19 protein-coding genes and 1 riboswitch are annotated in these 20,294 nt (G+C 63.6%); of the genes, 10 read left to right on the top strand and 9 right to left on the bottom strand.

Annotated features, from left to right (window positions below; genetic code table 11):
• Positions 1-33 precede the first annotated feature (33 nt).
• The 4 genes from metK to ybeY all read right to left on the bottom strand — a co-directional run bounded on the left by metK (position 34) and on the right by ybeY (position 4,261).
• The gene (gene metK, locus ACFMPD_RS13185; protein ID WP_380995124.1) at positions 34-1,215 is read right to left on the bottom strand and encodes a methionine adenosyltransferase; all 1,182 of its coding nucleotides are present in this window, start codon (positions 1,213-1,215) and stop codon (positions 34-36) included.
• Between the two features lie 5 nt (positions 1,216-1,220).
• A riboswitch (SAM-SAH riboswitch) is annotated at positions 1,221-1,270 on the bottom strand.
• Between the two features lie 50 nt (positions 1,271-1,320).
• On the bottom strand, positions 1,321-2,820 hold the full coding sequence (lnt, locus tag ACFMPD_RS13180; RefSeq protein WP_380995121.1) for an apolipoprotein N-acyltransferase: 1,500 nt from the start codon (positions 2,818-2,820) through the stop codon (positions 1,321-1,323).
• Positions 2,817-3,725: a hemolysin family protein gene (locus tag ACFMPD_RS13175; RefSeq protein ID WP_380995118.1), complete on the bottom strand. Its 909-nt coding sequence runs from the start codon at positions 3,723-3,725 to the stop codon at positions 2,817-2,819. Before ACFMPD_RS13175 ends, lnt begins: the two co-directional genes overlap by 4 nt.
• Positions 3,726-3,766: 41 nt before the next feature.
• Positions 3,767-4,261, bottom strand: a complete 495-nt coding sequence (gene ybeY / locus ACFMPD_RS13170; protein WP_380995115.1) for an rRNA maturation RNase YbeY — start codon at positions 4,259-4,261, stop codon at positions 3,767-3,769.
• Positions 4,262-4,389: 128 nt separating this feature from the next.
• Between ybeY and ACFMPD_RS13165 the strand changes: the two genes are divergently transcribed.
• Together ACFMPD_RS13165 and ACFMPD_RS13160 are read left to right on the top strand one after the other, a co-directional pair.
• Positions 4,390-5,202, top strand: coding sequence for a hypothetical protein (locus ACFMPD_RS13165; protein WP_380995113.1), 813 nt, complete (start codon positions 4,390-4,392; stop codon positions 5,200-5,202).
• Between the two features lie 4 nt (positions 5,203-5,206).
• Positions 5,207-5,860, top strand: a complete 654-nt coding sequence (locus ACFMPD_RS13160) for a Fe2+-dependent dioxygenase (RefSeq protein ID WP_380995111.1) — start codon at positions 5,207-5,209, stop codon at positions 5,858-5,860.
• A 69-nt stretch (positions 5,861-5,929) separates the two neighbouring features.
• Here the strand turns inward: ACFMPD_RS13160 and ACFMPD_RS13155 are convergent, their stop codons facing one another.
• The 3 genes from ACFMPD_RS13155 to miaB all read right to left on the bottom strand — a co-directional run bounded on the left by ACFMPD_RS13155 (position 5,930) and on the right by miaB (position 9,339).
• Positions 5,930-6,946, bottom strand: a complete 1,017-nt coding sequence (locus tag ACFMPD_RS13155; protein ID WP_380995109.1) for a PhoH family protein — start codon at positions 6,944-6,946, stop codon at positions 5,930-5,932.
• A 163-nt stretch (positions 6,947-7,109) separates the two neighbouring features.
• Positions 7,110-7,844, bottom strand: coding sequence for an outer membrane protein (locus tag ACFMPD_RS13150; protein WP_380995106.1), 735 nt, complete (start codon positions 7,842-7,844; stop codon positions 7,110-7,112).
• Between the two features lie 166 nt (positions 7,845-8,010).
• Positions 8,011-9,339 carry a tRNA (N6-isopentenyl adenosine(37)-C2)-methylthiotransferase MiaB gene (gene miaB, locus ACFMPD_RS13145; protein WP_380995103.1) on the bottom strand — a complete coding sequence of 443 codons (1,329 nt, stop codon included), beginning with the start codon at positions 9,337-9,339 and terminating at the stop codon, positions 8,011-8,013.
• Between the two features lie 122 nt (positions 9,340-9,461).
• Between miaB and ACFMPD_RS13140 the strand changes: the two genes are divergently transcribed.
• Positions 9,462-10,328, top strand: a complete 867-nt coding sequence (locus ACFMPD_RS13140; protein ID WP_380995101.1) for a hypothetical protein — start codon at positions 9,462-9,464, stop codon at positions 10,326-10,328.
• 16 nt (positions 10,329-10,344) lie between these two features.
• Here the strand turns inward: ACFMPD_RS13140 and ACFMPD_RS13135 are convergent, their stop codons facing one another.
• Both ACFMPD_RS13135 and irrA read right to left on the bottom strand, forming a co-directional pair.
• Positions 10,345-11,157 (bottom strand): phytanoyl-CoA dioxygenase family protein, encoded by an 813-nt coding sequence (locus tag ACFMPD_RS13135; RefSeq protein ID WP_380995098.1) that lies wholly within the window; start codon positions 11,155-11,157, stop codon positions 10,345-10,347.
• Positions 11,158-11,217: 60 nt separating this feature from the next.
• Positions 11,218-11,643 carry an iron response transcriptional regulator IrrA gene (gene irrA, locus ACFMPD_RS13130; RefSeq protein WP_380995095.1) on the bottom strand — a complete coding sequence of 142 codons (426 nt, stop codon included), beginning with the start codon at positions 11,641-11,643 and terminating at the stop codon, positions 11,218-11,220.
• Positions 11,644-11,913: 270 nt separating this feature from the next.
• On the opposite strand from irrA, the gene ACFMPD_RS13125 reads away from it, so the two are divergent.
• The 7 genes from ACFMPD_RS13125 (at position 11,914) to ACFMPD_RS13095 (ending at position 19,779) form a co-directional block, all read left to right on the top strand.
• Positions 11,914-12,786, top strand: coding sequence for a DUF2189 domain-containing protein (locus tag ACFMPD_RS13125; RefSeq protein WP_380995093.1), 873 nt, complete (start codon positions 11,914-11,916; stop codon positions 12,784-12,786).
• A gap of 127 nt (positions 12,787-12,913) precedes the next feature.
• Complete coding sequence (gene fabA / locus ACFMPD_RS13120) at positions 12,914-13,426, top strand: bifunctional 3-hydroxydecanoyl-ACP dehydratase/trans-2-decenoyl-ACP isomerase (RefSeq protein ID WP_380995090.1); 513 nt, start codon at positions 12,914-12,916, stop codon at positions 13,424-13,426.
• Positions 13,427-13,462: 36 nt separating this feature from the next.
• Positions 13,463-14,692: a beta-ketoacyl-ACP synthase I gene (gene fabB / locus ACFMPD_RS13115; protein ID WP_380995088.1), complete on the top strand. Its 1,230-nt coding sequence runs from the start codon at positions 13,463-13,465 to the stop codon at positions 14,690-14,692.
• 10 nt (positions 14,693-14,702) lie between these two features.
• A complete protein-coding gene (locus tag ACFMPD_RS13110) occupies positions 14,703-15,494 on the top strand; it encodes an enoyl-ACP reductase FabI (protein WP_380995086.1) in 792 nt (263 codons plus the stop codon).
• Positions 15,495-15,803: 309 nt separating this feature from the next.
• Entirely contained in the window at positions 15,804-16,889 is a 1,086-nt protein-coding gene (locus tag ACFMPD_RS13105; protein ID WP_380995084.1) for a tyrosine-type recombinase/integrase, read from the top strand.
• 272 nt (positions 16,890-17,161) lie between these two features.
• Entirely contained in the window at positions 17,162-17,365 is a 204-nt protein-coding gene (locus tag ACFMPD_RS13100; RefSeq protein WP_380995082.1) for a helix-turn-helix transcriptional regulator, read from the top strand.
• Positions 17,366-17,370: 5 nt separating this feature from the next.
• Entirely contained in the window at positions 17,371-19,779 is a 2,409-nt protein-coding gene (locus ACFMPD_RS13095; protein WP_380995080.1) for a TOTE conflict system archaeo-eukaryotic primase domain-containing protein, read from the top strand.
• The last annotated feature ends 515 nt before the right edge of the window (positions 19,780-20,294 follow it).

Here is a 20,294-nt window from a genome sequence, read left to right as displayed (position 1 = left end):
GCCGCCGCCCGAACATGGATGTCGTGACAAGACTCAGACCGCTGCTTTCAGCGTCTCGACAAGGTCGATCTTTTCCCAGCTGAATCCGCCATCGGCATCCGGCTCTCGTCCGAAATGGCCATAGGCCGCGGTACGCTGATAGATCGGCTTGTTCAACTGCAGATGTTCGCGGATGCCGCGCGGAGTGAGGTTCATCACCTGCCCAACGGCCTTTTCGATCTGCGCATCCGGCACCTGTCCGGTGCCATGCGTGTCGACATAGATCGACAGTGGCCGAGACACGCCGATAGCATAGCTCAGCTGCAGGGTCGCGCGGTCGGCGAGACCGGCGGCCACGATGTTCTTGGCCAGATAGCGCGCCGCATAAGCGGCCGAGCGATCGACCTTGGTCGGGTCCTTGCCGGAAAACGCGCCGCCGCCATGGGGCGCGGCCCCGCCATAGGTGTCGACGATGATCTTGCGCCCGGTCAGCCCGGCATCGCCATCAGGCCCGCCGATCACGAACTTCCCGGTCGGGTTGACATGCCATTCGGTCTCGGCATTCAGCCAGCCCTCGGGCAGCACCTGGCTGATATAGGGCTCGATAATGTCGCGGATGTCGCCGCTGCTGAGGTCCGGGTCCAGATGTTGGGTCGACAACACGATCGAACCGACGCCGACCGGCGCGCCGTCGCGATAGATCACCGACAGCTGGCTTTTGGCATCCGGCCCCAGCGCCGGTTCCGACCCGTCCTTGCGCACCTCGGCCAATCGCCGCAGTATCGCATGGGCATACTGGATCGGTGCCGGCATCAGCGCCGGTGTCTCGTTGGTGGCGTAGCCGAACATGATGCCCTGATCGCCGGCCCCCTCGTCCTTGTCCTCGGCCGCGTCCACGCCCTGGGCGATATGGGCGGACTGTTCGTGCAGCAGATTGGTGATCTCGCATGTCGCGTGATGGAACTTGTCCTGCTCGTAGCCGATATCCTTGATGCAGGCGCGGGCGATCTCGTCGATCCGGCCCATATAGTCGGTCAGCTTGTCCTGATCGCTCAGCCCCACCTCGCCACCGATCACCACGCGGTCGGTCGTGGCAAAGGTTTCTGCGGCCACCCGCGCCTCGGGCTCTTCGGCCAGAAAGGCATCGAGGACGGCGTCAGAAATGCGGTCGCAGACCTTGTCGGGGTGACCCTCGGAAACCGATTCCGAGGTGAAGACATAATTACTACGGGACATGAAAGCGCTCCATTGGGGTTTACTCCGCCACGTCAGGAAGCCGTTGTGGCAGGTCGCGGTCGGGTTAAGCCCCGCAACCGCCGAGGTCAATCAACTAAACGGGTTTTATTTGCTGCGTTGCCGAAACCACCCCATCAACGCGGCCGCCAGCAGCACCGCCAAGATCGGCCAGTCACCCGTTCGGGCATACAGCGTCGCCGGCAACGGGGCCGGCAGCGCGGCATCGAGATAGCCGGCCTGGCCCAGCGGCAGTTCGGCGATCGTCCGCCCCCAGGGATCGATCATCGCAGAAACACCGGTATTGGCCGCGCGCACCAGCGGCAAACCCTGCTCGATGGCCCGCATGCGCGCCTGTGCCAGATGCTGATAAGGGCCGATATACCGGCCGAACCAGGCGTCATTGGTGATCTGCAACAGGAAATCCGGTCGCTCGGCTGCACCCGCCACATCCTGCGGAAACACCGCCTCGTAGCAGATCAGCGGCAGGCCCCGTCCCGCCGCGCCAAAATCGATCACCTGCGGCCCGGGTCCGGCGCTGTACCCGTCGCCCTCGCGCGCCGCAAAGCCGCGCAGCCCGAACCGGGCCGCCAGATCGCCGCCGGGGAAATACTCGCCGAACGGCACCAGATGGTGCTTGTCATAGATCGCGGCCACCTGCCCCGTCCGGTCCAGATGCACCAGTGAGTTGTAGCTGCGCGCGCCCTCGCTGCGTTGGATGCCCAGCGCCAAAGGCGTACCCTGCGCGGCGTCGGCGATAGTCGCAAAGGCCGGACCGGCCCATTCCAGCAGCGTCGGCACGGCGGTTTCCGGCCAGACGATCAAGTCGGGATGCGGCGTCTGCGCCGTATATCCCACAAGCCGGTCGAAAAACACCGGCATCATCTGCGGGTCCCATTTCTGGTTTTGTGGTGCATTCGGTTGCACGACCCGCACGACGGCGGTCGCGGCGATATTCTGCGGCAAGCGCCCGGACAGCGCCGCCCCGGCAACCAGCAGCACCGCAAGCGGCAGCAGGCCGGCCAGGCGCGGCGGCCATGGTCCGGGCCGGATCATCGCCAGCCCTGGCAGCAGTGCCGCCAGCAGCGTCGCCAGCGCCAACCCCTGCGGCCCGATCCAGGCCAGCAGCAGCGCGACATCGCTGCCGGTCCAGATCTGCGCCAGCGCCGCCCAGGGAAAGCCTGTCAGGACATAGGCACGCGCAAGCTCGGCCAGAGACAGGGTCACGATCAGCGCGAAAACCCGACCGGCCGGCCCCGTTGCAAACCGATACGCGGCCCAAAAGGCGGCGGCCCAGAACAGCGCCAGACCACCGGCCAGAAACACCAGGGCAAAAGGCGCCATCCAGCCATGCCGCGCCACGTCCACCTGAAAGGGTTCGACGATCCAGATCAGTGCATGCGCAAAATAGCCGGTGGCCAGCGCCCAGCCGATCCACCCGGCCTGACCGGGCCGCTCTGCGCCCGACAGCAACAGAGGCAACAGCGCCAGCGCCAGCAAGGTCAGGGGCCACGCCTGGTAAGGGGCTAGGCCCAGCGCCGCCGCACCGCCCAAAAGGGCAGCCAACGCCATGCGTGCCGGCAGACGCCAGCGCCGGGCTGGGCTCATCCCGTACGGTCCGGCAGGCGCACCCGCAGCCGCTTGATGCGGCGCGGATCGGCGTCGATCACCTCGAACTCCGGGCCGTCCGGATGCGGCACCACCTCGCCCCGCGCCGGAACCCGGCCCGACAGCATGAAGACCAGCCCGCCCAGCGTGTCGATCTCTTCCTCGTCGACCTGGTCGTGATCGGTCAGCGATTGCCCGATTTCGTTCTCGAAATCGGCCAACGGCGTCTTGGCCAGCGCCAGATAACAGCCCGGTTTCTCGCGGATCCAGGTCTGGTCCTCGTCGGTGTCATGCTCGTCCTCGATCTCGCCTACCACCTGTTCGATCAGATCCTCGATGGTCAGCAGTCCATCGACCCCGCCATATTCGTCGATCACCAGCGCCATGTGCCGCCGCTCGGTCTGCATCTTGGCCAGCAGCACCCCGATCGGCATCGAGGGCGGCACGAACAGCAGCGGGCGCAACATCGACATGAGGTCGAATTCGGCCGTGCCGCCATTGAATCCGTGGGTCAGCGCGAAATCCTTGAGGTGGACGAAACCCAAGGGCGTGTCCAGCGTGTTCTCGTAGACCGGAACCCGGGTCATGCCGCTGTCGCGGAACACCTGCACCAGTTCGTCCAGGCTGATGCTGTTGGCGACCGCGACGATGTCGGCTGTCGGGATGGCGACATCCTCGACCCGCATCCGGCGCAGGTTGATCATGCCATGCGGAGCCGTGACGGCGCCATTCACGATGTCGCCCTGCGCCTCGTCGGCCGGTGCCAGCGCTTCGAGGATACGCCCGAAAAACCCGGCCCGTTCCGCCGCCTCGCCCTGATCGGGACCCGAGCCCGCCTCTGGTGCCGTATCGTCCTGGGACCGCGCGCCTTGCGCCGCGTCAGAACTGCCGTCTTTGTCGTCCATCAATCCTGTCCGAATGGGGGCCTCGTGGCCTCGTGTGTCTCTCAATATGGGTCATCAAGCCCCAGTCTGCCAAGTATCTCGACCTCAAGTCGCTGCATCAAAGTGGCATCCGGGTCACGAATATGGTCATACCCCAGCAGATGCAGCACACCGTGCACCACCAGATGCGTCACGTGGTCGGCCATGGGCTTGCCCGCCGCGGCGGCTTCGCGCGCGCAGGTGTCATAGGCAAGGGCAATGTCGCCCAGGGCGATCTCGCCGGTGAAATCCGGCTGTGGCAGGGACGGAACCGCCCCCGACGCCTCGGCCGCCAGGTCCACCGCCGGCCAACTCAGCACGTTGGTGGGCCCCGCCTGGCCGCGATGGTCGCGGTTCAGATCGGCAATCGCCGCATCGTCGCAGCCCAACAGCGAAATCTCGCACAGATCGGGCTGCAACCCGAGATGCCGCAACGCCGCGTCGGCGGCGGATTCGGCCAGCCCGGCCAGATCACAGCCCTGCCACCGCGGGTCCTCGAGTCTTGTATCAACGCACATGCCGGCCTGTCTAACCGTCCGCGCCGGGCGAACAAGATAAAACCGGTCAAATTCCCGCCATTGACATCCTGACTGTTTTACTATGAAAAGTACCTGATAGATTTACTAGGTTAAAATTGGAGCCTTCTATGACACAATCCCCCGCCAAACCCGTCCGCCGCGTTCGGCCGCGCAAGCTGGCCCTTTTGACGGCCACCTCGCTGGCCGCCGCCGCACCTCTGGCCCTGCCGGTTCTGACTGCAGGCGCTGCGGTCTATGCCGCCTCGGCCGAAGCCGGTGAAGCAGGCGAGGCAGGCGAAGCCGGCATCACTCTGGGCGACGGCCCCTCGGTCTTTCTGACCGAGCTGGGGTATTTCGAGGGCACCTATCTGATTATCGCCCAGCTATACCTGTCCGGCGCGCGCGATGCGGCACGCGCGCATATGGAGGAGTCCCACCATGCGATCTATGAGGATATCGCCCCGAAACTGGCCGAACTGAACGCGCCGGGCTTTGACGAGGCCGCCGCCAGCTTTGCCCAAGCCGTGACACAGGACGCAGCCGACGAACAGGTGGCGGCAGCCCGGGACGCAGTGCTGGCGGCGGTGGCAGCATCGGGTGCTGCAGCGAACCTGTCGCTGCGCGACCGGATTCTGGCGATCAAGGATCTGCTGGTTCTGGCCCATGCCGAGTACGAGGGCGGCGTCACCGATGGCAGCGTCGAGGTGCCGATCGAATACCGCGACAGCTGGGGTTTCTATGAAACCGCCCGCCGCCGGGCCGCGGCGCTGGCGGTCGATCCGGATCCCGCTGCCGCAAAGGCCGGGCAATCCCTGTTGGCGAAACTGGACGGGCTGGACGCGCTCTATCCCGAGCTGACCGCCCGGAACGCAGCCACCGACCCGTCGGCTCTGGCGGCAGCGGGCGGTTGGGCCGAAATCATCGCTCTTCAGCAGGACTAGGGTCATGCAGGCGGTTCTGTCCGACATCTTCGGCGCGGCCGAATGCGCGGTTCTGTGCGAGGCGGCGCTGAATTTGCAATTCGAGGATGGCCGCAAGACCGCTGGCGCCGCGGCCCGGCGGGTCAAGGACAACCTGCAGGCCGCCCCCGGCCCCGAAACCGAGGCGGTGCTGGCCAAGGTGCGCGCGGGCCTGACGGCGCATCCGCTGTTTGCCGCGCTCGCCTATCCGCGCGGGTTTGCCCGGATGATCGTTTCGCGCACCCAGGGCGGCGGTCGCTACGGCGACCACGTGGACAACGCCCTGATGAGCGGTGCCCGCAGCGACCTGTCGTTCACGCTGTTCCTGTCCGAACCCGACAGCTATGATGGCGGCGAACTGACGATCAGCGACCGGCTCGAAGAGCGGCAGTTCAAACTGTCGCGGGGCGAGGCCCTGCTCTACCCTTCGACCACGCTGCACCGGGTCGAACCGGTGACGCGGGGCAGCCGGATCGTGGTGGTGGGCTGGATCACCAGCCATGTCCGCCACGCCGAACAGCGCGAGATTCTGTTCGACCTGTGGCAGGCAATGTCGCAGGCGCAGACGCGCGATGACGATGCGCAATATCAGCTGCTGGCCAGATCGCGCAGCAACCTTTTGCGCATGTGGGCCGAATAGGGCGCCGGATTCGGGTCGTCGGACCCGGGCCGGCGGGTTCTGGGCGCGGGGTTCTGGCCGCCGCGCCGGTCAGGCCGCCGGCGGGTCGGCCTCGTAGGCTTCGATGATCGCCGCCACCAGCGGGTGGCGCACCACGTCCTTTGAGGTGAAATAGTTGAAACCGATCTTGGGAATGGCCGACAACAGCCGTTCCGCATCCGCCAGCCCCGAGGGCACACCGCGCGGCAGGTCGACCTGGGTGCGGTCGCCGGTGACCACCATGCGGCTGCCCTCGCCCAGCCGCGTCAGGAACATTTTCATCTGCATCGACGTGGCATTCTGCGCCTCGTCCAGAACGACAAAGGCATTGGACAGGGTGCGCCCGCGCATAAAGGCCAATGGCGCGATCTCGATGCGCTTTTCCTCGATCAGCTTGGCCAGTTGCTTGCCCGGCAGAAAATCGTTCAGCGCGTCATAGAGCGGCTGCATATAGGGATCGACCTTGTCCTTCATGTCGCCGGGCAAAAAGCCCAGGCGCTCGCCGGCCTCGACCGCCGGGCGCGACAGGATGATCCGGTCGACCTGGCCGCCGATGAACATCGACACGCCCACGGCCACCGCCAGATAGGTCTTACCGGTGCCCGCCGGACCGATGCCAAAGGCCAGTTCATTCGAAAACAGCGACTGCACATAGGCCTTTTGCGCCGCGGTGCGCGGTTCGATCAGCTTTTTGCGGGTCTTGATCTCGACCTCGCCGCCATTGAACATTTCCAGCTGATCGCCATCCCGGACGCCGGTGCCGGCATCCGAACCGCCCATGCGCAGCTCGCGGTCGATATCGCCGGTTTCCACGTCGCGCCCGACCTCCAGCCGGGAATACAGCGACTGCAACACCTCGGCGGCCTGTTTCTGGCTGTCCTCGTCGCCGAGGATCGACAGCTGGTTGCCGCGGCGCACGATCTGGACGCCGATCTTCTGTTCGATGTCGGCCAGGTTGCGGTCATATTCGCCACAAAGGTCGATCAGCAAGCGGTTATCCGGGAATTCGACCAGCACTTCGGGGGCTGACATGTCGGTCTGCGGTGGGGTCAGGGCACCTGTGGCCAATCCGCTCTCCTGCTCTTGCCATTGCGGCGGTCTGGCACAAGCGTGCCAAGTTCGCGGCCCCGACGCAAGCCGCCCGGCGCGAATTTCACGAGATTGAAACAAAAAACGACCGTACTACGCCACCTAGAGAGGGGTCACCGCGAAACAGCCTATGGTTGCGCGCTCAGAATCGATAGTTCAGACCGATGCGGATGTTCTGGTATTTCGGCGTCGCCTGGGTCGACGAGCCGTTCGCATCCGTCAGGCGCTGACTGCCAAAGTTCAGATATTCCCATTCGCCGAACAGCGACAGCCGGTCGGTCAACTGACGTTCCGCGCCCAGCCCCAGCACATAGCCATTCGCCGACAGCCCGGTATTGATCGCGATCGTGTCGCCCGCCGCCGTGCCTGCCACCGCATAGTCGAAATCGCCGCGGGCATAGCCCAGGATGCCATAGAACAGCGTGTTGCGCGCGGCGTTGGTCAGGCCGGATTTCAGGCGCAGCGACAGCACGTTGTTCAGCGAAACAGAGGCAGTATGCGTGGCCGTCGCCAGGGAATCGTCCGCCTTGCCCGCGTCATAGCCAAGTTCGACACCATAGACAAAGGACCGGGCGCCCTGGCTGCGCTCGCCGCGCCACCCCAGCCGCAGCCCGTAGTTGACGCCGCTTTGTTCCAGCGTGCCGGGCACCGCCACCATCGCGCCACCGGGGTTGCGATGACCGACGCGGTCATCCCCGTTGAACGCATAGGCGACACTGGCCCCGGCATAGACGCCGCGCCAGACCGGCGCGGGCGTGATCACCGCCGGATCGGCGGGCACCGGCGCGACATTGCCGGCCTGCGCGGTCGCAGCGGCACCGCCCAGAACCAAAGCCATCGCGGCCGCACGGACCGGTTTTTCCATTCGCAGAAACATGACGCCCCCTCTCTGGCTGCGCGCGTGCCGGTTCGAAAAACGGGCCGAGCGCTCGGCGGCCCCTTACCGGATTCAGCCGAAAGTTGCACATAAAAAGGGCGCATTCGCGCGATTTGCCGCCATTTCCGGCAGCCGCGTTGCCCGGACGCATCACCTTTTTCGGGGATCAGCCCGCCCGGATCACCCGGCCCGCCAGTGAATTGGCCCCCGAACCGGTGATCAGCACCCGGCACAGATCGCCGGCGCGGACATCGGCATCGGTGACATGCACCGCATGCAGATATTCCGACTTGCCGACCATCTGGTCGTCAAACCGGCCGGCCCGCTCGAACAGGACATGCGCGTGGCGCCCGACCATGGCGTCCTGCACGGCGCGCTGCTGGCGGGTGATCAGCGCCTGCAGCCGCTGCAGGCGGTCCGAGGCCACGTCCTCGGCCACCTGCGGCCGCTCGGCCGCCGGGGTGCCCGGGCGCGGGGAATATTTGAACGAATAGGCCTGACCGTAGTGGACCGCCTCGATCAGATCCATCGTGGCCTGGAAATCCTGTTCCGTCTCTTCGGGGAAACCGACGATGAAATCGCCCGACAGCAGAATATCGGGCCGCGCCGCGCGGATGCGTTCGATCAGCCGCAGATAGCTGTCGGCCGAGTGGCTGCGGTTCATCCGCTTGAGGATGCGATCGCTGCCGGACTGCACCGGCAGATGCAAATAGGGCATCAGCTTGGCGCATGACCCATGCGCCGCGATCAGATCGTCGGTCATGTCGTTGGGGTGGCTGGTGGTGAACCGGATACGCTCCAGCCCGTCGATCCCGTCCAGTTCCCAGATCAGCTGCGCCAGCGTCATGTCGCCATCCGGCCCGGCGCCGTGATAGGCGTTGACGTTCTGGCCCAGCAGGGTGATCTCGCGCACGCCGCGCTCGACCAGATCGCGGGCCTCGGTCAGGATGCGGTCGACAGGGCGGCTGACCTCGGCGCCGCGGGTATAGGGCACGACGCAAAAGGCGCAGAATTTGTCACAGCCCTCTTGCACCGTCAGAAACGCCGTTGGTCCGCGCGCCGCCTTGGGCCGTTTGCGCAGAACCTCGAACTTGTCCTCGGCGGGAAAATCGGTGTCCAGCGCCTTTTCCCCGGCGCGGGTGCGGGCCTCAAGCTCGGGCAGACGGTGATAGCTCTGGGGGCCGACCACCAGATCGACCATCGGCTGGCGGCGCATGATCTCTTCGCCCTCGGCCTGGGCGACACAGCCGGCCACGCCGATCTTGAGATCGGGTTTTTCCGCCTTGAGCCCCTTGAACCGGCCCAGTTCGGAATAGACCTTTTCCGCCGCCTTTTCCCGGATGTGACAGGTGTTCAGCAGGATCATGTCGGCGTCGTCCTGGCTGTCGGTCGCGACATAGCCCTGTCCGCTCAGCGCCTCGGTCATGCGCTCGCTGTCATAGACGTTCATCTGGCAGCCATAGGTCTTGATGAACAGTTTCTTGGGGGCGGTCATGCGCTTTGCCTCACAAAGATGGATCAGCGGCCTGACTTAGACCGATTGGCGATGGCTTGCAATGCACCGGGAATTACCCGAGTTTCGGCCGAAAGACCAGAATGGCAGCACCGGGCACCGACATGAGCTATTCCTCACTCGACGCGTTTCTGAAACAGGGTCGCCCGGTTCTTGACCGGGGTCCGGTGGCACTGATCTTTGTCGAGGACGAGGTCGAGCTGGACAGCACCCTGCGCCATCACCTGGATTGCGGGTTCGCCGCGGTGCTGGCCCTGATGCCGCCCAGCTTTGCCCTGCCCGCCGAGCTGGGCGCGCGGGTGCATCGCATCGACCATGATTGCGGCCCGGCAATGGCGGTTTGTGACGCGGTAAACCGGTTGATCGCGGCGGCCCCGGGCACCTGGTTCTACTACGGCTACAACGCGGAATACCTGTTCTATCCGTTCCGCGAGACCCGCAGCGTCGGCGAGATGCTGGCCTTTCACGCCGGCGAGCGGCGCGACGCCATGCTGACCTATGTGATCGACCTCTATGCCGACGACCTGGCCCGGTATCCCGATGCGGTGTCCCTGGATCGCGCCTGTTTCGATCGTTCGGGATATTACGCGCTGGCGCGCCACGCGCCCGACACCGGCGAGCCGCTGGAACGGCAGCTGGATTTCTTTGGCGGCCTGCGCTGGCGGTTCGAGGAACACGTCCCCGCCGCCAGCCGCCGCATCGACCGGATCGCGCTGTTCCGGGCGGCGCGCGGGCTGCGGCTGCAGCCGGATCACACCTTTGATCAGCCGGAATACAACACCTATTCCTGCCCCTGGCACCACAATCTGACCGCGACGGTCTGTTCGTTCCGCGCCGCCAAGGCGCTGCAATGCAACCCCGGCTCGTCCCAGGCCATCAGCAGTTTCGCCTGGCACAATACGGTGCCGTTCACATGGACCTCGCAACAATTGCTGGATTTGGGGCTGATGGAACCGGGTCAGTGGTTCTGAGGCTGCAGCGTCCGCGTCAGCCGGGGCTGGCGCCGCGCGGCCAGATCACCGGGAACCAGTCGCCGCGCAGCTTTTGCCCCGCCGACATGCCATGGCCCGGAAACGGTGGCGAGGTCGGCCCGGGCCGCTGCACATAGCGCGCGTCATCCCCGACCACCCGCAGCGAGAACGCCCGGCGCCGCGCCGTACTGGTATTGCCGCGCGCACCGTGCAGGGTGCGAAAATGAAAGGCTACCGCATCTCCCGGCTGCATCGGAAATTCGACGATGCGCATGCCCTCGGCGTCGGGATCGGGCACCGGCATGTACTGGCCCGCGTCGGGAAAGAAACCTTCTTGCGACACCCAGCGCGTCGGCAGCACGTCCTTTTCCCACAGATGCGAGCCGGCGACACAGCGCAGGGTCGCCTCCGTGACCGCGTCCAGCGGCGACCAGAAACTGAGCGTCTGCCGTCCCTGCACGAAATAATAGGGCCCGTCCTGATGCCAGGGCGTTGCCATCGATGTGCCCGGCTCCTTGACCAGCACATGATCGTGAAACAGCTGTACCGTCTCGGCGCCCATCAGGTCGGCGGCCACCTCGGCAGCGGGCGAGTCGCGGATCACCTGCGCAAATTCCGGGATCCGCTGCCAGTTGCAGTAATCGTCAAAGAACCGCCCGGTCTGCCCGGCCTTGCGGTTTTCCGAGGCATAGGGGCCGGGATCGGCCATGTTCGCGGCGATGCCCGCGCGCAGGGTTTCGACATGATCGGCGAACAGACCACGGATCAGCACCACGCCATCGCGGCGAAAACCGTCGATATCGGCGCGGCTGACCAAGGGATGAGGCATGCTGGGCGGCCTTTTCGGCAAAATCGGTCTGGCGGGCGACCGGGTGACGGGCGGGCGGCCTCAGGTCCGCCGCAGGCGAATGACCACATCCACCGCGGCGATCTCGGCACCATCCGGCGCCCTGGGCAGACGGGTGATCACCAGCTGATCCGAAGGCGCATCGGTCAACCGACCCTCGTCTTCCCAATAGAAATGCGGGTGATCACGGGTGTTCGTGTCGAAATGGCTTTTCGATCCGTCCACCCCGACCTCTTGCAGCAGCCCGGCATCGCAGAACGCCCGCAGCGTGTTGTAAACCGTGGCCAGCGACACTGTCGCCCCGGCGGAACGGGCCGCTTCGAACAGGCTTTCGGCGGTGACGTGGCGATGCTGACCATCGCCCACCAGCAACTCGGCCAGCGCCAGGCGCTGGCGCGTCGGGCGCAGCCCGGCCGACCCCAGCCAGGTCGCGGCGGTCTCGTTGGCGCTTGGCATCGGCTTTGGCATCGGCCCCGTTTCCCTTTCGTGACCCGATATATAAGGGGCATCGGGCTCGGAATTCAAATGAAATTCATTCGCAACAGGCCGCCGCCGCCTCCCGCCGCACAGACGCCCGCAGCGCACGTCTGCGTGAAACCGCATCGTGCAGGGCGACAGCAGCCGGCGCATTTGCTAGCATGGGGACGGATGGATCCCCATGGGCCTGGCCCGCGGGAATGCGATATGCCCGCCCGGTCGTTGGCCCTTTGACACACACTCAGTGCAAGCGAGGGCAACATGGTCAAGACAATAGGCAACCCGATTTCATGGATCGCGCAACTGTTCGGCCGCGGCTCGCACAGCATCGGCTCGGGCGCGGGCGAACTCTCGGGCGTGGACACCGCGCCGATCGTTCTGCGCAACATCACGCTGGCGGATCTGCGCGCCGCTTTGGCCAAGGGCTACGAGGATTTCACCGCCATGCGCACGGACGTCATGTTCATCGCGCTGGTCTATCCGGTGCTTGGACTGGTTCTGACATGGTTCGCGATGAACCGCGACCTGCTGCCGCTGTTGTTCCCGCTGCTGTCGGGGTTTGCGCTGGTCGGACCGGTGGCGGCTATCGGCCTGTACGAGTTGAGCCGGCGCCGCGAAGCCGGTCTGGACACCGGATGGGGTGACGCGTTCGGTGTTATCTCTTCTCCCTCCTGCACGCCGATCGTCGTGCTGGGCGGCTACCTGGCGGTCCTGTTCATCGGCTGGATGTTCGCCGCCGGCGCGATCTACAAGCTGACCCTGGGGCCGGAACCGCCGCAATCGCTGGTTCTGCTGCTGCAGGCCACTTTCGGCTCGCTGGCCGGATGGGCGATGCTGATCGTCGGTCTGGCCGTCGGATTCGGTTTCGCCATCGTCGCCCTGGCCATCAGCCTGGTGTCCTTTCCCCTGCTGATCGACCGCCATGTCGGCCTGCCGCGTGCGGTGATCACTTCGGTCCGGGTCGCCCGGCGCTCGCCGAAAACCGCCGCCGCCTGGGGGCTGATCGTCGCCGGGTCGCTGGCCGTCGGCATGGCGACGCTGTTCGTCGGGTTGATGGTGATCCTGCCGGTGCTGGGCCATGCGACCTGGCACCTCTATCGCCGCGCTGTCGTGCCGGCCAATCCGCGCGACTGATGCGCCAGGTGCCGCGGGCGCCGCTGCTGGGCCGCTCGGCCCGGCGATTGCGCCGCACTTGCAGGACCCTAAGCGCCGATGCTAGACGGGATTGCAACAGCATTACCCGAGCAGGAGAGCCGGCAGGATGGCGCAATTCCCCAACAGTTTTGACAAAGAGGGCTTGCTCAAATGCGCCCGTGGCGAACTTTTCGGCCCGGGGAACGCGCAACTGCCCCTGCCCCCCATGCTGATGATGGACCGGATCACCGAAATCAGCGCCGATGGCGGCAGCAAGGGATTGGGCCATGTCGTGGCCGAGTTCGACATCACGCCGGACCTCTGGTTCTTTGACTGTCATTTCCCCGGCAACCCGATCATGCCCGGCTGTCTGGGTCTGGACGGGTTGTGGCAGTTGACCGGTTTCAACCTGGGCTGGCGCGGCATGCAGGGTCAGGGCATGGCGATGGGCGTCGGCGAGGTCAAGCTGAAGGGCATGGTCAAGCCGGACCGCAAGATGCTGACCTACTATGTGGACATGACCCGCATCATCGACCGCAAGCTGAAGCTGGGCGTGGCAGACGGACGGGTTGTCGCCGATGGCGAAGAGATCTATGCCGTCAAGGACATGAAGGTGGGTCTGGCCGCAGCCCAGACCTGATCACGCCCGCACGGGCCGCCATAAAGGAGACCGCCGATGCGTCGCGTCGTTGTCACTGGGCTGGGTATAGTCTCGTCCATCGGAAATAATGCCGCCGAGGTTCTGGCAGCACTGAAATCCGGCAGTTCGGGAATCGAAGCCTGCCCCGAAATGGCCGAACACGGGTTCCGCAGCCAGATCGCCGGCACGCTCAAGATCACCCCCAGCGACCATGTGGACAAGCGCACCCTGCGGTTCATGGGACCGGGGGCGGCCTATGCCCATATCGCCATGGCCGAGGCGATCGCCGATGCCGGGCTGGAAGAATCCGACATCGTCAATCCGCGCACCGGCCTGGTCGCCGGCTCGGGCGGCCCCTCGACCAGCGCCATGCTGACCGCGCATCAGACGGTGCTGAAATCCGGCGCCACCAAGCGCATCGGCCCCTTTGCCGTGCCCAAATGCATGTCCTCGACGATTTCGGCCAACCTGGCCACCGCCTACAAGATCAAGGGCATCAACTATTCCATCACCTCGGCCTGCTCGACCAGCCTGCATTGCATCGGCAATGCCGCGGAACAGATCATGCTGGGCAAGCAGGACGTAATGTTTGCCGGCGGCGGCGAGGAACTGGACTGGACCCTGTCCTGCCTGTTCGACGCCATGGGCGCGATGAGCAGCAAATACAATGACGCACCTCAGACCGCCAGCCGCGCCTTTGACGCCAATCGCGATGGTTTCGTGATCTCGGGCGGCGGCGGTATCGTGGTGCTTGAAGAGCTGGAACATGCGCAGGCGCGCGGCGCGAAAATCTATGCCGAGGTCACCGGTTATGCCGCCACCAGCGATGGCCATGACATGGTGGCCCCGTCCGGCGAGGGCGGCGAACGCGCCATGCGCCTGGCCCTGCAATCCCTGCCCGAGGGCCGCAGTGTGGACTATATCAACGCCCATGGCACCAGCACGCCGGTCGGCGATGTCGGCGAGGTCGAGGCGGTGCGCCGGGTCTTTGGACAAGGGTCCACCCCGCCGATCAGTTCGACCAAGTCGATGACCGGCCATGCCCAGGGGGCTGCCGGCGCGCTCGAGGCGATCTTCAGCCTGCTGATGCTGGACAACGACTTTATCGCCCGCTCGATCAATGTCGAAACCCTGGACCCGGCGCTGGATGCCTCGGAAATCGCGCTGGAAACGGTGCAGAATGCCGGGCTGGACAGCGTGATGACCAACAGCTTTGGCTTTGGCGGCACCAATGGATCCATGATCCTGTCGAAATTCAAGGACTAGGGATCGGATCATGTCAGAACTGCTCAAGGGAAAACGCGGCCTGATCATGGGCGTGGCCAATGAACGCTCGATCGCTTGGGGCATCGCCCGCGCGATGCACCAGGCCGGGGCCGAGCTGGCCTTTACCTATCAGGGCGAGGCCTTTGGTAAGCGGCTGGAACCGCTGGCCGCGTCGGTCGGTTCGGATCTGATGGTCGATGTCGACGTCACCGACGATGCCTCGCTGGACCGCGCCTTTGATCAGCTGGCGGCACGCTGGCCGAGCATCGACTTTCTGGTGCATGCCATCGCCTTTTCGGAAAAGACCGAACTGACTGGCCGGTTCCTCAACACCAGCCGGGCCAATTTCAAGAACACGCTGGATATCAGCGCCTATTCCTTTATCGAGGTGGCGCGCCGCGCCCATCCCCTGATGATCGACAACGGCGGCACCCTGATGACCCTGACCTATCAGGGCAGCAACCGCGTCGTGCCCAATTACAACGTCATGGGTGTGGCCAAGGCGGCCCTGGAATCCGCCACCCGCTATCTGGCCAACGATCTCGGTCCCGAGGGCATCCGGGTGAACGCGATCTCGCCCGGTCCGATGAAAACCTTGGCCGGCGCCGCCATTGGTGGCGCGCGCAAGACTTACAAGCACACCGACCAGAACGCGCCCTTGCGCAGCAACGCCACGCTTGAGGCTGTCGGCGGCACTGCCGTCTACCTGGCCTCGGATGCTGGCGCCTGCACCACCGGCGAAATCATCCACGTCGATGGCGGCTATCACGTCCTGGGCATGCCGCAGCCGGAATATCTCTGACACCGGATCGACCAGTGCGCATCGGATCGCCGCCCTGACCTGGGCGACGGCCCGGTGCCCGCAATTCCCTGGTATGCGCCCATTCGCCCTTGAATCCGCCCCCACCCGGACATAACAAGAGATCAGCGCGCGGGTGTAGCTCAATGGTAGAACAGCAGCTTCCCAAGCATAGCAATACACTACCGGCTTCTTGCAATACCTCCCAAAGCGGTTGATTTCATTGCACAAATGACCGCAACGTCGTCCCGACGTGTTATACCGCGTTGCAATGCGCTGCCTACAAATTCACTGCAAAATGGGACGACGAAGATGCCAACTGAACGCTTGAAGCTCACTGACGCCGCCTGCAAAAACGCCCCTCCGAACGCCAAACTCTGGGACACCGAGATCAAGGGTTTCGGCTTGTTCACGGGCAAGGCGAAGAAGACGTTTTACTACCAAAAGGACGTGCACGGCAAAACGACGCGCACGAAGTTGGGCACCTACCCTGAGACGCGCCTCGTGGACGCTCGCTACGAGGCCGCGCAACTCGTTGCACAATATGCGACGGGCGCTGTTGCACGCCGCCTGCGTGCCGCCCGCATCCCGACACTCGAACAAGCGACCGAAGACTATCTCGCTCGCCCCAAGCTGCGCTCGGAACATAACAAGAACCAAGTGCGTGGTCAGATGCACAACCATCTGACCGAGTGGCTGTCGATGCCCCTCGACGAAATCACCAAGGCCGACTGCGTTCGCGCTCATGCCCGCATCGCCAAGTCAGGTGAGCGCGGCGCGAACCACGTCCTCAAGTCGTTTCGTTCGATCTACAACCATGCGCGGCGCATCCACGACCTGCCCGAATGCCCGACCATCGCCATCGAATGGTTTGCTGAAGAACCGTCGCAGCGCATCATCACCGACCTGACTGAATGGAAGAAGGTTGTCGATGCGTTGGAGAACCCTATCCACACGGCGTTTTTCCGGCTGCTGCTGACAACGGGCCTGCGCAAGACCGAGGCGCTGTCGCTTCGTTGGGATCAGGTGCGCGACGATCACTTGCACCTGCCTGAGACTAAGAACGGTCGGGCTTTCGATCTGCCATTGCTGCCCGAACACCATGCGATCCTCGCTGACATACCCCCGATACGGTCAGACTATGTGTTTCCCGGAAAGCGCGACGCCCTGCACATGAAAGAACCCGCTCGCATCCCGTGGACAGCGCACGACCATCGCCGCACGTTCGCGACCTTCGCGACGACTGAGGCAGGCTTGCTTGAGGAGACGGTTGGGCGGCTGCTGAACCACACCCCACAATCTGTCACGGGGTCGCGGTATATCGTGGTTGACCATCGGAAACTGCGCGAGCCAATGGAACAGATCATCTCAGCGTTTAAACGCAAAGACCTGATTTAAATCAGAAATAGGTTCTTTTCATAACTCGGTTATGTTGCAATTCGGTCGAACAGTCCCTATGTTCGTCCCACGTGAAAATGCCGACGACCCACGCAACTGAACAACGTGAGGGGGTCTGAAAGCTCCGGTCGCCCGAGAGGGTGAGGACCTGCGACCTGCAATGATGCAGGGGGCAGCGGGATAGGCCCCGACACTGCGGGCCGTTGACACCGTTACAGCAGGCCGCGCGGACAGAGGCACCTAATCCCCGATGGGGAGAAAGGTGCATTGTTATGCGCGCCCAAAATGACGACCCATATCTCGACACGGCAAACGCCGCCCACTACCTCGGATACTCCACAAGCACCCTCGAATGGTGGCGCACTTGCTCGCCGCGTCGTGGCCCGCGCTACTACAAAATGGCTGGCCGCGTCCGCTATCGGCAGTCCGACCTCGATGCTTGGATGAAAAACGGCCTCGTTGAGACGCGGGGCTAATCGAGATGGAGTGTCTGAAACAGTGGCGAAACATCGCCAACCAAGACGGCCATTCCGTGCGCGAATGGAACTCAAAAGAGCAGAAGTGGTGGTATCGCCCAATCAACGAGCCTCTATCGGACGAGTTGATACGAGAACACCTGACGCGCGGCGATGACTGCCGCGCGATCTGGCTAAACGTCGGCACAGAGACCAAGCCTGACAAGCTCGACCACACCCGTTTCATGATCTTCGACTTTGATGATCACAATGAGCGGCTGACCACGGATGAAATCCAAGACCACGTCGCGCGGGTCGTAAACGTGTTGACCGAGTCCGAATTGCCTCACCGGATGTTCTTGTCCGGTGGGGGTCATGGTATGCACATCTGGGTCACGTTCGACGCGCCCAAGCGCATTGACGTTATGAAAGACCTTGCCGATCACATTCTTAAGAAAGCGGCTCTCGAACGGAAAGCGGGCGGTGAACTCGCTGATGGCTTTGTCGAGGTGCTGCCCAAGGGCGTGGGTCAGCAGGTGTGCGCGCTTCCAATGGGTCGCGCATCGGTCAGAATGACCGTGAGCGACGATGGCGTGATGCGCGAGACAGTCCCGCAAGATACTATCATCGAGCACTACGTGGGCAAAAAGCGCGGGCGCAAATCGACGACCGAAACAGCCGAGATAAATCGGGACGCCGCCTTTGAGTGTTTCATCCAGAAGTATGATCCTGACAATCGCGATGATTGGGGTGCGGCGGGCATCTGCCTTCAAGAGGCGTTCGGTCGCGAGAACGAATGGGCGCGCGACCGCTGGGTCGCTTGGTCGAAATCGTCCTCTGCTTACGAGCCAGGTGATGAAAAAGAATGGGACAAACTCTCGGGCGCTCAGAAATACACGCCCCTGTCGTTTTGGCGGTTCGCCCAACAGCATGGCTATGGCGGCAAGCAACCTTTCACTGCTGCCGAAAAGCGCAAACTCCTTGCCCTCGACTTTCTGACAGACGTTCGCATCATCCGCGATCAGTCAGACGTGGCCTATGCCGAATTGAAAGAGCGTGACTGGGTTCGTATCGACACCAACGACTTCAAGAACGCCTGCGCCCTCGGGATGCTTCGCGCCTATCAGAAAATGCCCGCTGAGCAGGACGTGAAGTCAGCCCAGATGATTGCCCTCGCAGAAGCCGCCGAGGCGGCACCCGCTCATGTCGATCTGCGTTTCGCGCGTGTGGGCGGTAAGCGGTATGTCTTCTTGGCCGATCCCGACCGCAACATCCTCGAAATCGACGCAGACGGATGGCGCATCAACAATGACGCGTCCGTTCACTTCCGCAAAGGTGTTGGCCTGCCAATGTCGATCCCCGAAGATGGCAACCTGTCCGACCTGATCGATTTCCTCAATGTGGATGGTGACTCGATGGTGTTCCTGCTCGCTTGGATGGTGACGGCGATCATCAATCCCGGCAAACAGTGCCCTATCGCGATCCTTGACGGCTCAGCGGGATCGGCAAAGTCGTCAACGCTCACCACGCTTATCGAAATGCTCGACCCAAAAGTCGGCGCACAGGCTGGCGAACCGAGCGGCGAGGATGACCTTGTCGTCTCCGCGTATCAGTCGGCTGTCATGTCGTTTGACAACGTGGACACACTTGCGCGGCTCTCTGATGCGCTCTGTCGCCTGTCTACAGGCGGCGGCTTGTCGAAGCGCAAGCTGTATTCTGATGGCGATGTGTTTGCGGTCGATGCGATGCGCCCGCTGCTGATCGCTGGCCTCGATCCGACGTTCTATAAGCAAGACCTGATTGAGCGGATCATACGCATCACTTTGACTCGACCCGCTCACTACATGGACGAGGAGGAGTTTGCGGCATACCGCAAAGAGAACATGCCGCGTTGGCGGGGTGCGCTCTACAGCCTCGTTGCGGCGGTTCTGCGTGATGTCCACACGGTCAAGCAAACGAGTTCACGGTTCGGCGTCTTTGCCCGTGTGGGCGAGTGTGTCGCGCGACTCCTCGGTCGCGAAGATGGATGGTTCACCGAGGAGTATGCGAAGGTGCGTCTCGAAATGGCGCTTGAGGCCGGGACAGCGGATAGCGTCTACCTCTTTCTTGCCGACTTCCTGATGGGGATCGACAAAGGCGTCGGGTCGAAGTGGGTGTGCACATCCACCGAGTTGTTCATTCAGATGAAGGACGCGTTCGCGGACCTGAGCCAGCTTGTTGCCGTCAAAGACTTTCCGGGCAATGCGCGGGCGATCTCGCCGCGGATCGTGCAGGCGAGCGGGTTAATCGAGAAGGCGCATGGGTGGCGAGTGACACGCGGGCCTCGGCGGGAGTTCATCTTCGAGAAGGTCAACGACGTTGAGGCGTCTGCCGATGCTGTGCTTGAGATGTTCAAGGAATACCAAAGCAGGGCGGCGGACGAGGCTGGCTACTGAGGGTGCACGCAAAATCGCAAACGGCGTGCGTTCTTGGATCTCATACATCAATTAAATGGATGGATGGTTCGTATCGTCCATCCATCCATTTATTTCGCGCAAGGGAAATGAAATCCAAGTGATTTTACGAATTTGCGTGCACGACGGCATTCCTCGCCATCCTCACTCGGGGCGGCGTCTCCGCAGTATGTCAACATGGCTGATGTAGTTTGATCGGCATCGAATTGCCTTCGCCTACAAGCCACCTACAAACCAACGACTAACCGCTTGAAATCATGGGCAGCACATAAGTTGTCTATGCGTATGTTGAGCGCGTCCGCACACATAGGCACAATAACCTCGGGCATCCGTGCACAAATCCGCAGACCCTGCAAAGGGAACCCCCTGCCGCTGATCCACGACCCCCGCCCCACGGTCGGACAGAATTTTTCTGCCAATCCACGACCCCGCCCAAGGCCCGAACGCAGTCGAACAATCTGCACCACACCCCCGGTCGGAGTTCTACCGTGCAGCGT

The sequence above is a fragment of the Sedimentitalea sediminis genome (genome assembly GCF_042687825.1).
In the GTDB taxonomy this organism is placed as follows: domain Bacteria; phylum Pseudomonadota; class Alphaproteobacteria; order Rhodobacterales; family Rhodobacteraceae; genus Sedimentitalea.
This window is presented reverse-complemented; position numbering and strand designations above follow the sequence as displayed.

What these genes read in the sequence shown, in the direction of transcription:
- ACFMPD_RS13110 (WP_380995086.1), top strand. Translation starts at nt 14,703, where the DNA reads ATGTCAGAACTGCTCAAGGGAAAACGCGGCCTGATCATGGGCGTGGCC.
- ACFMPD_RS13140 (WP_380995101.1), top strand. Translation starts at nt 9,462, where the DNA reads ATGAGCTATTCCTCACTCGACGCGTTTCTGAAACAGGGTCGCCCGGTT.
- ACFMPD_RS13135 (WP_380995098.1), bottom strand. Translation starts at nt 11,157, where the DNA reads ATGCCTCATCCCTTGGTCAGCCGCGCCGATATCGACGGTTTTCGCCGC.
- ACFMPD_RS13160 (WP_380995111.1), top strand. Translation starts at nt 5,207, where the DNA reads ATGCAGGCGGTTCTGTCCGACATCTTCGGCGCGGCCGAATGCGCGGTT.
- fabA (WP_380995090.1), top strand. Translation starts at nt 12,914, where the DNA reads ATGGCGCAATTCCCCAACAGTTTTGACAAAGAGGGCTTGCTCAAATGC.
- ACFMPD_RS13095 (WP_380995080.1), top strand. Translation starts at nt 17,371, where the DNA reads ATGGAGTGTCTGAAACAGTGGCGAAACATCGCCAACCAAGACGGCCAT.
- ACFMPD_RS13125 (WP_380995093.1), top strand. Translation starts at nt 11,914, where the DNA reads ATGGTCAAGACAATAGGCAACCCGATTTCATGGATCGCGCAACTGTTC.
- miaB (WP_380995103.1), bottom strand. Translation starts at nt 9,339, where the DNA reads ATGACCGCCCCCAAGAAACTGTTCATCAAGACCTATGGCTGCCAGATG.
- ACFMPD_RS13175 (WP_380995118.1), bottom strand. Translation starts at nt 3,725, where the DNA reads ATGGACGACAAAGACGGCAGTTCTGACGCGGCGCAAGGCGCGCGGTCC.
- lnt (WP_380995121.1), bottom strand. Translation starts at nt 2,820, where the DNA reads ATGAGCCCAGCCCGGCGCTGGCGTCTGCCGGCACGCATGGCGTTGGCT.
- irrA (WP_380995095.1), bottom strand. Translation starts at nt 11,643, where the DNA reads ATGCCAAAGCCGATGCCAAGCGCCAACGAGACCGCCGCGACCTGGCTG.
- ACFMPD_RS13100 (WP_380995082.1), top strand. Translation starts at nt 17,162, where the DNA reads ATGCGCGCCCAAAATGACGACCCATATCTCGACACGGCAAACGCCGCC.
- metK (WP_380995124.1), bottom strand. Translation starts at nt 1,215, where the DNA reads ATGTCCCGTAGTAATTATGTCTTCACCTCGGAATCGGTTTCCGAGGGT.
- fabB (WP_380995088.1), top strand. Translation starts at nt 13,463, where the DNA reads ATGCGTCGCGTCGTTGTCACTGGGCTGGGTATAGTCTCGTCCATCGGA.
- ybeY (WP_380995115.1), bottom strand. Translation starts at nt 4,261, where the DNA reads ATGTGCGTTGATACAAGACTCGAGGACCCGCGGTGGCAGGGCTGTGAT.
- ACFMPD_RS13105 (WP_380995084.1), top strand. Translation starts at nt 15,804, where the DNA reads ATGCCAACTGAACGCTTGAAGCTCACTGACGCCGCCTGCAAAAACGCC.
- ACFMPD_RS13165 (WP_380995113.1), top strand. Translation starts at nt 4,390, where the DNA reads ATGACACAATCCCCCGCCAAACCCGTCCGCCGCGTTCGGCCGCGCAAG.
- ACFMPD_RS13150 (WP_380995106.1), bottom strand. Translation starts at nt 7,844, where the DNA reads ATGTTTCTGCGAATGGAAAAACCGGTCCGTGCGGCCGCGATGGCTTTG.